The organism is Bradyrhizobium sp. (assembly GCF_030654605.1).
In the GTDB taxonomy this organism is placed as follows: Bacteria; Pseudomonadota; Alphaproteobacteria; order Rhizobiales; family Xanthobacteraceae; genus Bradyrhizobium.
The window spans coordinates 1-8,346 of sequence record NZ_JAURXB010000124.1 but is presented as its reverse complement, the minus strand read 5'-3'; the positions used below and the strand labels follow the sequence as shown (position 1 = coordinate 8,346).

The window sequence follows — 8,346 nt, the reverse complement described above, 5'->3', positions numbered from 1 at the left end:
GTATCCGGCAGGACAGCCCGCCGAAGATGGTTTCGGTCGATTACGAACTCATCGTCGACACCGACGAAACCGATCAGCGCCTCGAGCTCCTGCATACGAATGTACGCAAGTACGGCACGATCTCGAATACCGTGGCTGCGGCAACGAAGCTGGAGGGCGTGATCCGGAGGCGGGAGTGATCTTCCCGCTGATTCCCCGACACGCGACGGCCCTCACGACGGCGCCATGGTCTCCTTGACCTTGGCGATCAGCGCGCTGAGCGCGAACGGTTTTGCGAGGAAGGCAAACTGCTCGTTTTCCGGCAGGCTCTTGTCGAAGGCTTCTTCCGCGTAACCCGAGACGAAGATGATCTTGAGGTTGGGATTGCGGATCCGCATCTCCCGCAGCAGCGTCGGGCCGTCCATTTCCGGCATCACCACGTCGGAAACCACGAGGTCGACCGCACCGTTCTTTTCCTCCAGCGCCTCCATCGCCTCGATGCCGTTGGAGGCCTCGATCACGCTGTAGCCGCGCGAGCGCAGGCCGCGGGCATTGAGCGAGCGCAGGCCCTCCTCGTCCTCGACCAGCAGGATGGTGCCCTGCCCGGTCAGGTCGGCGCGCGGCTTTGTCTCTTCCGGCGCGGCCTTGACGGCCGCGGGCTCGGGCTGGACTTCCTGCTCGGCATGATGTCGCGGCAGGAAGATATGAAAAGAAGTGCCCTTGTCGGCCTCCGAGTCGACGTAGACGAAGCCGCCGGTCTGCTTGACGATGCCGTACACCGTCGACAGGCCGAGGCCGGTGCCCTTGCCGACTTCCTTGGTCGAGAAGAACGGCTCGAAGATCTTGTCGACGATATCGGCGGGAATGCCGGTGCCGGTGTCGGCAACATCGATCCGGACGTAATCCGCCGCCGGCATGCCCTTGTAGGCGAGCTGTCCGGATTCCTCCGTCGTCACATTGGCGGTCCGCACCGTCAGCTTGCCACCGTCGGGCATCGCATCGCGGGCGTTGACGGCGAGGTTGACGATCACCTGCTCGAACTGGGAGACGTCGACCTTGACCGGCCACAGGTCGCGGCCATGCACGAGGTCGAGCTTTACTTTCTCGCCGATCAGCCGGCGCAACAGCATGGTGAGATCGGAAAGCGCGTCGCCGAGATCGAGCACCTGCGGCCGCAGCGTCTGGCGGCGCGAGAAGGCCAATAGCTGCCGCACCAGCGTCGCGGCGCGGGTGGCGTTCTGCTTGATCTGCATGATGTCCTGGAACGACGGATCGGTCGGCTTGTGCGCGTTCAGCAGGAAGTCGTTCGCCATCATGATGGCGGACAGCACGTTGTTGAAATCGTGGGCGATGCCGCCAGCGAGCTGGCCGACCATGTCCATCTTCTGCGACTGGTTGATCTGGTTTTCCAGCGTGCGCCGCTCGGTGGTCTCCAGCAAATAGACGATGGCGGCTTCGGTCTCGCGTTCGTTCTCCTCGACCGCGGTGACGAAGAACTGCCCCCAGCGCTCCTTGGGCCCGTCGAGCAACGCCTCGACCGGCGCGATATCGCCCTGCCCTTCGGCCGCCTGGTTGATGGCCGCGATCAGCAAATGGCGGTCGCGCGGATTGACCGCGCGGAAGATCGATTTGCCGGACGCGCCCTCGGAATTCAGGCCCTGCGCCAGCTTGGCGTAGCGGGCATTGGCGCGCACCACCTCGCCGGCTCGGTCCACGGTGGCGATCGCCATCGGGGTATGATCGAAGAAGCGCATGAAGCGGACTTCGGCGGCACGCTGCGGATCGGAATGCTCGTCGCGGGCCCGGCTGATCACCAGCGTGCGCGAGGCGCCGGGCACGCCATCGGCCCCGAACGCCAGCTTGTGGTAGAGCCGGACCGGCATGGTCTTGCCGCCACGCATCCGCAGGTCGATGTCGAACACCTCGGTCTTGACCTCGCCGGGCACCGCCACGATCGAGGTCAGCAGCGAGGCGCCGTCGCCGGACACGATGTCGGTCAGCTTCAGGCCGCCATTGCCGATCTCCGCGAGGTCGTGGTCCAGCCAGTTCGCCAGCGTGGCGTTGACGTAGACGAGGTCACCGCCGGCATTGACAGAGAAGAACCCGCACGGCGCGTGATCGAGATATTCGATGGCGTGCTGCAGTTCCTGGAACACGTCCTCCTGCCGCTCGCGGTCACGGGTGATGTCGGCAATCGACCACACCGCGTATTTTGCCTCGCGCTTGCTGGCGCCGAGCGGGCGGACCCGCATCCGCAGCCAGCGGCCCTGGCTGCCATCGGAGCCGGCGATGCGGACTTCTTCCTGCTGCCGCTTGCCTTCGCGCGCCGCCTTGAGCAGGCGGAACACCGCTTCCGAGACGTCGGGATTGCCGATGAAGACCCGCTCCACCGGGCGCGCGTCCTGCGCGGTCGCAGCCCCCGTCAGCGCCAGATAGGCGGCGTTGGAATAGACCACGTGGCCGCGGGAATCGGTCACCGCAAGCCCGTCATAGGCGTGATCGGCAATCCGGCTCATCACCGGATCGTCGGCGGCGCGATCGGCGAAACGGATGATGCCGGCGGCGAAGGCGAACAGGTTGAACAGCCCGACCATCGCCAGCAGCGCCAGCAGCCCGAGGATATAGGGCTGCGCCTGGGACCGGCCGATGGTCATCAACGCGACCGCGACCGCCACGATCGCAAAGGCCACCAGCAGCACCAGAACGATGCTGCCGTTGCGCCGCGCCGGCTCGTGGGCGGCGAAGGGCTGTGGCGCGGGATCGTGGTCAGGTTCGGCGATCATGCCAGCGGAAAGAGCCTGTCGACATACATGTGACGCGCCTGCGCGCGCTGCCGGGCGCGCTTTTGCCCGCCCGCTCCTGAGTGCCTGAATCGGGCCTGCCAACGCAAGGCCGTCCCATCAGCTATTTCGCCCGCCGCGGTCATTTCCAGCCTGTTCCGGAGCGCCTTCTATCGCCGGTTTCACGCCTGACGGCCGGAAAACCCGCGCTTGAGGCCCATGACGTAGCCGATTATCTCGGCGACCGCATGGTAATGTTCCACCGGGATTTCGTCGTCGACATCCACCGTCGCATGCAGCGCCCTCGCCAGCGGCACGTTCTCCACGATCGGGATGTCGTGCTTGCCGGCGATTTCCCTGATCTTGAGCGCCAGCGAATCGATACCCTTGGCCACGCAGATCGGCGCCGGCATGCCGCGTTCGTAGCGCAGCGCCACCGCGAAGTGGGTCGGGTTGGTGATGATCACGGAGGCCTGGGGTACCGCGGCCATCATCCGCTTCTTCGAGCGCTGCTGCCGCAGTTGCCTGAGCTTGCCCTTGATGTGCGGGTCGCCTTCGGACTGCTTGTACTCCATCTTCATGTCCTGCAGCGACATCTTCTGCCGCTCGAACCAGGTCCGGTACTGAAAGAAGAAGTCCCCGATCGCGACCACCGCGAGCATGGCCACCACGGCGCCCATCAACTGCAGCGTCAGGCTGGTGGTGACGACCATGATCGACGAAACGTCGAACCGCACCATCGATTCCAGGCGATAGCGCTCCGGCCACAGCACCGCCGTCATCACGGCGCCGAGCGCGATCACCTTGAAAAGGCCCTTGACGAAATTCGCAAGTCCCTGCTTGCCGAAGATCCGCTTGAATCCGGCGCCCGGCGAGACCTTGTTGAATTTCGGCTTGATCGACTCGGCCGACCACACCAGCCGGTGCTGGATCATGTTGCCCGCGATCGCCGCAATCGCGAACATCAGGAACGGCACGCCGAGCGCCGCCATCATCGAATATCCGAGGCTCTGCGTCAGCGCCATCAGACCCGCGCCGTCGGTGCGGATCATCCACGAATTGGCCACCAGATTGCGCAGCGGCGCCATGATGCCGCCGCCGATCGATCCGTGAAAGGATGACAGCACCAGCGTGGCGCCGGCGAGCACGAACCAGGTATTGACCTCCTGGCTCTTGGCGACGTCGCCTTTTTCGTGGGCGTCATCCAGACGTTTTTGACTGGGGTCTTCTGTTTTGTCTGAGGAATCATTCTCATCGGACATGGATCAGGCCTTTACCTTGACGGTATCAGCTGATGCATGACGCCGATGAAATATTCCAGGAAGGTTCCCATCATGGTGACGAGGACCAGCGCCAGGATCAGGAAGCCGAAGAGAATCGACAGCGGCACGCCGACGAAATAGACCTGCATCTGCGGCATCAGCCGCGCCAGCACGCCAAGCCCGATATTGAAGACGATACCGAACACCAGGAACGGCGCCGACAACTGGATCCCGATCTTGAAGGCGGCGGTAAAGGCGCGGGTGGCGAGCGAGGCGACATCGCCGCTCGCCATCGCCTCGCCCGGCGCAAAGATCGAATAGCTGTCGTTGAGGGCTGCGATCACCAGATGATGGCTGTCGGTGGCGAACAGCAGCGTCAGGCCGAGAATGGTGAGGAAGTTTCCGATCAGGAGGCCCTGCTGCCCCTGGGTCGGATCGACGGTGGTGACAAATCCGAGGCCGAGCTGCTGGGCGATCACCGATCCCGCGACCTGCAGCGCCGACAGCGTCACCCGAGCGGTGGCGCCGAGCACGATGCCGATGACGATTTCGTGCATCATCAATACCAGCAGCGCGGTGATCGATTGCATGTCGATGTTGTAGGCCGCGCGGTGCAGCGGCAGGATCACCAGCGTCAGCAGCAGCGCGATCGCCAGCTTGATGCGAACCGGAATATTGGCCTCGCCGAGCCCGGGCAACAGCATCACCATCGCGCCGATGCGGGCAAATACCAGCATGAAGGCGGCGGCGAGCGCCGGCAGCAATGAAATGTCGATGCGCATGATTCACGCGCATCATGCCTCAACCGCCTATGATTCGCGACGATATCCGCATCATGTAGCCGTGCAGCGACTCCGACATGAACGGCAGCGCCAGCAGCAGCGTCACGAAGATCGCGAGTATCTTGGGCACGAATACCAGGGTCTGTTCCTGGATCTGGGTCAGCGCCTGGAACAGCGACACCACGACGCCGACCACGAGGCCGACCACCATCAGCGGCGACGACACCACGACGATGGTCCAGATCGCATCGCGCGCCACGTCGAGGGTTTCAGCACCGGTCATGATACGCATTCCATTCAAGGGTAAACTCGTCATTCCGGGGCGATGCGAAGCATCGAACCCGGAAACCCGAGATTCCGGGTCTGGTCCTTCGGACCATCCCGGAATGACGGTGCGAAAAAATCAGATCGGCATCCGCATGATGTCTTCGTAGGACTGGATCATCCGGTCCCGCACCGACACCAGCGTCGAGACCGCGACGTCGGTTTCGGCCACCGCCGTCACCACGTCCATCACGTTGGCCTTGCCCGACGTCATCGCCACGGTCTGCGCGTCGGACTTGCGGCCGGCCTCCATCACGCTGCCGAGCGCCTCCTTGAGCACCGCGCCGAAGGATTGACCGCCGGCGAGTTCGGTGCCCTTGCCGGCGCCAGCGCCGGCGTTCGAGGTCATGCGGGCAAGTGCGGCGTAGGCATTTGCAGCAACTGTGGGTGAAGCCATGGCTTAAGGTTTCCTGTTCAGGCCTTGAGGATGTCGAGCGTGCGTTGAATCATCCGGCGCGTGGCGCTGATGATGTTGAGGTTCGCCTCGTAGGATCGCTGCGCTTCGCGCATGTCGGTCATTTCGACCACCGAATTGACGTTGGGGTATTTGACGTTGCCGGCGGCGTCCGCCGCCGGATTGGAAGGCTCGTATTTGACCCGGAACGCCGATGCGTCGGGCCTGACCCTGCCGAGCGTCACCACCCTGGCATCCAGCGTGCGGTCGAGTTCGGAGGTAAACGTCGGCACCTTGCGGCGATAGGGATCGCCGCCGGCGGTTGCCGCGGTGGAATCCGCGTTGGCGATATTCTCCGAGAGCACCCGCATCCGTCCCGCCTGCGCGCGCAGACCGGAGGTCGCGATGCTCATCGAGCGGCCGAAGTCATTTCCATCGCTTGCCATGATCGCGTTTCCCTAAACTCAGCGCTTGCCGATGGCGGTTTTCAGCAGCCCCAGGCTGCGGGTGTAGAGCGAGGTGGCAGCGGCGTAGTCCATCTGGTTGGCGGAGACCTTGAGCATCTGGTCTTCGAGATTGACGGCGTTGCCGGCGGGTCTGGTTTGGAACCCGGCCCGGCCGTGCCGCGCGAAAGTGTCGCCGCCGCCCGCAGCGGCGATGTGGCTGGTGCTGGTCTGCATCATCGCCAGCGATCCCATCGCCGCGGGGCTGGCGCCCTTGTTGTCGAACTTCGGCTCGACCAGATCGCGCGGCCTGAAATTGGGCGTATCGGAATTGGAGATATTTTCGGCGAGCACCCGCTGGCGCTCCTGGTGCCACTGCATCTTGGTGCGCAACGCCGACAACATCGGAAAATCGTTGATAGCCATCACATCGGCCCCGTTACATCAGGGGCACGGCGCCGCTGAGGTAGGCAGAATTTGCCGTGTGTATGGTTAACAACGGGTTAAAATCGCCTGAGGTAACCGTGGACAACCTGGGATCGCCGGGCGCCGGCGGCGTTCCAGCGCGCATTTTTGCCACGAAAACTGCGTTAACCAACCGTGTGGGGCGCTGAGAAGTCGTTTTGGCTCAAGCGATTCTTGGTTTATTAGAAAGCGTGGGCGGCACTTCTTGCCGTGGGGAGTTAAGAAATACGGCTGATCTTCGGGCTTCCGGTGCCGGAGGTTTGTCCGGTTCCGGTCCGCCGGACGACCGAGATACGTGAAGAAAGCGCTATTGGGGACATAGCATGTCGCAACCACTTCTATTCTTCTTCTCGTTCGTGGCCGTGCTGGCCCTGATCGGCCTCGCCGCCTGGCTGGTACGCCGATTCGCCACCAACCGGCTCGGCGCCAATACCAATCGCGGGCGGATGCCGCGGCTGGCGGTAATCGACGCCGCCGCGGTCGACGGCCGCCGCCGGCTGGTGCTGGTGCGGCGCGACAACATCGAGCATCTCCTGATGATCGGCGGCCCCACGGACATCGTCGTGGAAGCCAATATCGTGCGCGCCATGCCCGGACGGGAACAGGCGCCACGGCCCGCGGTCGGCGGCGGCACCGAGCCGGCGCCCCGGATCGCACCGCTGCCCGATACCAGCTGGAGCGATGCCGAGGCCGCCCGGACCGACATGTTCGACCATGTCGAGCCGCAAATGCCCGAACCGCCGCCGCGGCCGGTTCGCCCCTCGTTTGCCGACGAAGCGCGCCGCCCGGCGCCGCCGCCGATGCCGGAACGACGCCCCGAGCGGGCCGAACGCATCGATCGCACCGACCCGTTGGCCGGCTTCGCGCCCGAGCCGATGGGCGGCCGGCCCGAGCCCCGCCCCGAGTTGCGGCCGGAGCCGATGCCGTCGCGGGTCACCTCGCGCAGCGAGCCCATGATGCCGCGGCCACCACGTCCCGAACCCCCGAAAGCGCCGCCGCGCGCGCCCGAACGGGCCGCCGCACCGCCGCCGCCTGCCCCGCCGCCGCCTCCCCCGGCCCAGTCCAGCGCCGACCAGAATCTCGCGGAGATGGCGCAACGGCTGGAGGCCGCCCTGCGCCGGCCGCCCTCTGAAACCGTGGCGCCCCCGGTGGCGCCCGAGCCGCCGCAAGGCCGCGCCGCGCCGCGCAGCGAGCCGATGCCGCCGCCGGCCAAGAGCGGCTTCGAGAATCTCGAAGACGAGATGGCGTCCTTGCTGGGCCGTCCAAAGAACCCTTCGTGAGGCCGGCGGCCTCCCCGCGTAGAGTTGTTTTACTTCTTGCCACCCTGATAGCCACCGGAGCGCTCACAGCTCCGGCGCTCGCGCAGGACATCAGCATCAACCTCGGCGGCGGTGGCGGCGGCGTCACCGAACGCGCGATCCAGATGATCGCGCTGCTGACGATCCTGTCGGTCGCGCCGTCGATCCTGATCATGATGACGTCGTTCACCCGGATCGTGGTGGTGTTGTCGCTGCTGCGCACCGCCCTGGGTACCGCGACCGCGCCGCCAAACTCCGTCATCATTGCGCTGGCGATGTTCCTGACCGCCTTCGTGATGGGCCCGGTGCTGCAGAAATCCTATGACGACGGCATCAAGCCCCTGATCGCCAACCAGATCGGCATCGAGGACGCGCTGCAAAGGGCGTCGGTGCCGCTGCGCGGCTTCATGCAGAAGAACGTCCGCGAGAAGGATCTCAAGCTGTTCATCGACCTGTCGAAGGAGCCGCCGCCGGCGACGCCCGAAGACCTGTCGCTGCGCATCCTGGTGCCGGCGTTCATGATATCGGAACTGAAGCGCGCCTTCGAGATCGGCTTCCTGCTGTTCCTGCCGTTCCTGATCATCGACCTCGTGGTCGCCTCGGTCCTGATGTCGATGGG

The 8,346-nt window shown here is 64.9% G+C and carries 9 protein-coding genes; 2 read left to right on the top strand and 7 right to left on the bottom strand.

Translation table 11 applies throughout. The features are described from left to right. Positions 1-212: 212 nt before the first annotated feature. From cckA to flgB, 7 genes are all read right to left on the bottom strand, one after another. Positions 213-2,762, bottom strand: coding sequence for a cell cycle histidine kinase CckA (cckA, locus tag Q7U29_RS12820; protein WP_304741926.1), 2,550 nt, complete (start codon positions 2,760-2,762; stop codon positions 213-215). A 179-nt stretch (positions 2,763-2,941) separates the two neighbouring features. Next, positions 2,942-4,021 (bottom strand): flagellar biosynthesis protein FlhB, encoded by a 1,080-nt coding sequence (flhB, locus tag Q7U29_RS12815; RefSeq protein ID WP_304741924.1) that lies wholly within the window; start codon positions 4,019-4,021, stop codon positions 2,942-2,944. 11 nt (positions 4,022-4,032) lie between these two features. Next, on the bottom strand, positions 4,033-4,803 hold the full coding sequence (gene fliR, locus Q7U29_RS12810; protein ID WP_304741922.1) for a flagellar biosynthetic protein FliR: 771 nt from the start codon (positions 4,801-4,803) through the stop codon (positions 4,033-4,035). Positions 4,804-4,822: 19 nt separating this feature from the next. Next, positions 4,823-5,086: a flagellar biosynthesis protein FliQ gene (gene fliQ, locus Q7U29_RS12805; RefSeq protein ID WP_304741920.1), complete on the bottom strand. Its 264-nt coding sequence runs from the start codon at positions 5,084-5,086 to the stop codon at positions 4,823-4,825. A 120-nt stretch (positions 5,087-5,206) separates the two neighbouring features. Beyond that, positions 5,207-5,524: a flagellar hook-basal body complex protein FliE gene (gene fliE / locus Q7U29_RS12800; RefSeq protein WP_304741918.1), complete on the bottom strand. Its 318-nt coding sequence runs from the start codon at positions 5,522-5,524 to the stop codon at positions 5,207-5,209. A gap of 17 nt (positions 5,525-5,541) precedes the next feature. After that, positions 5,542-5,967, bottom strand: coding sequence for a flagellar basal body rod protein FlgC (flgC, locus tag Q7U29_RS12795; RefSeq protein ID WP_304741916.1), 426 nt, complete (start codon positions 5,965-5,967; stop codon positions 5,542-5,544). Between the two features lie 18 nt (positions 5,968-5,985). Further along, positions 5,986-6,390 carry a flagellar basal body rod protein FlgB gene (gene flgB / locus Q7U29_RS12790; protein ID WP_304741914.1) on the bottom strand — a complete coding sequence of 135 codons (405 nt, stop codon included), beginning with the start codon at positions 6,388-6,390 and terminating at the stop codon, positions 5,986-5,988. A gap of 362 nt (positions 6,391-6,752) precedes the next feature. Between flgB and Q7U29_RS12785 the strand changes: the two genes are divergently transcribed. Next, positions 6,753-7,709 (top strand): flagellar biosynthetic protein FliO, encoded by a 957-nt coding sequence (locus tag Q7U29_RS12785; RefSeq protein WP_304741912.1) that lies wholly within the window; start codon positions 6,753-6,755, stop codon positions 7,707-7,709. Next, on the top strand, positions 7,706-8,346 hold a 641-nt coding region (gene fliP / locus Q7U29_RS12780; RefSeq protein WP_304741910.1), incomplete at its 3' end, for a flagellar type III secretion system pore protein FliP. The genes Q7U29_RS12785 and fliP, both read left to right, overlap by 4 nt.

Bases quoted from the DNA above. Each gene is read 5' to 3' on its own strand.
- fliQ (WP_304741920.1), bottom strand. From the start codon at position 5,086: ATGACCGGTGCTGAAACCCTCGACGTGGCGCGCGATGCGATCTGGACC.
- flgB (WP_304741914.1), bottom strand. From the start codon at position 6,390: ATGGCTATCAACGATTTTCCGATGTTGTCGGCGTTGCGCACCAAGATG.
- fliE (WP_304741918.1), bottom strand. From the start codon at position 5,524: ATGGCTTCACCCACAGTTGCTGCAAATGCCTACGCCGCACTTGCCCGC.
- cckA (WP_304741926.1), bottom strand. From the start codon at position 2,762: ATGATCGCCGAACCTGACCACGATCCCGCGCCACAGCCCTTCGCCGCC.
- fliR (WP_304741922.1), bottom strand. From the start codon at position 4,803: ATGCGCATCGACATTTCATTGCTGCCGGCGCTCGCCGCCGCCTTCATG.
- Q7U29_RS12785 (WP_304741912.1), top strand. From the start codon at position 6,753: ATGTCGCAACCACTTCTATTCTTCTTCTCGTTCGTGGCCGTGCTGGCC.
- flhB (WP_304741924.1), bottom strand. From the start codon at position 4,021: ATGTCCGATGAGAATGATTCCTCAGACAAAACAGAAGACCCCAGTCAA.
- flgC (WP_304741916.1), bottom strand. From the start codon at position 5,967: ATGGCAAGCGATGGAAATGACTTCGGCCGCTCGATGAGCATCGCGACC.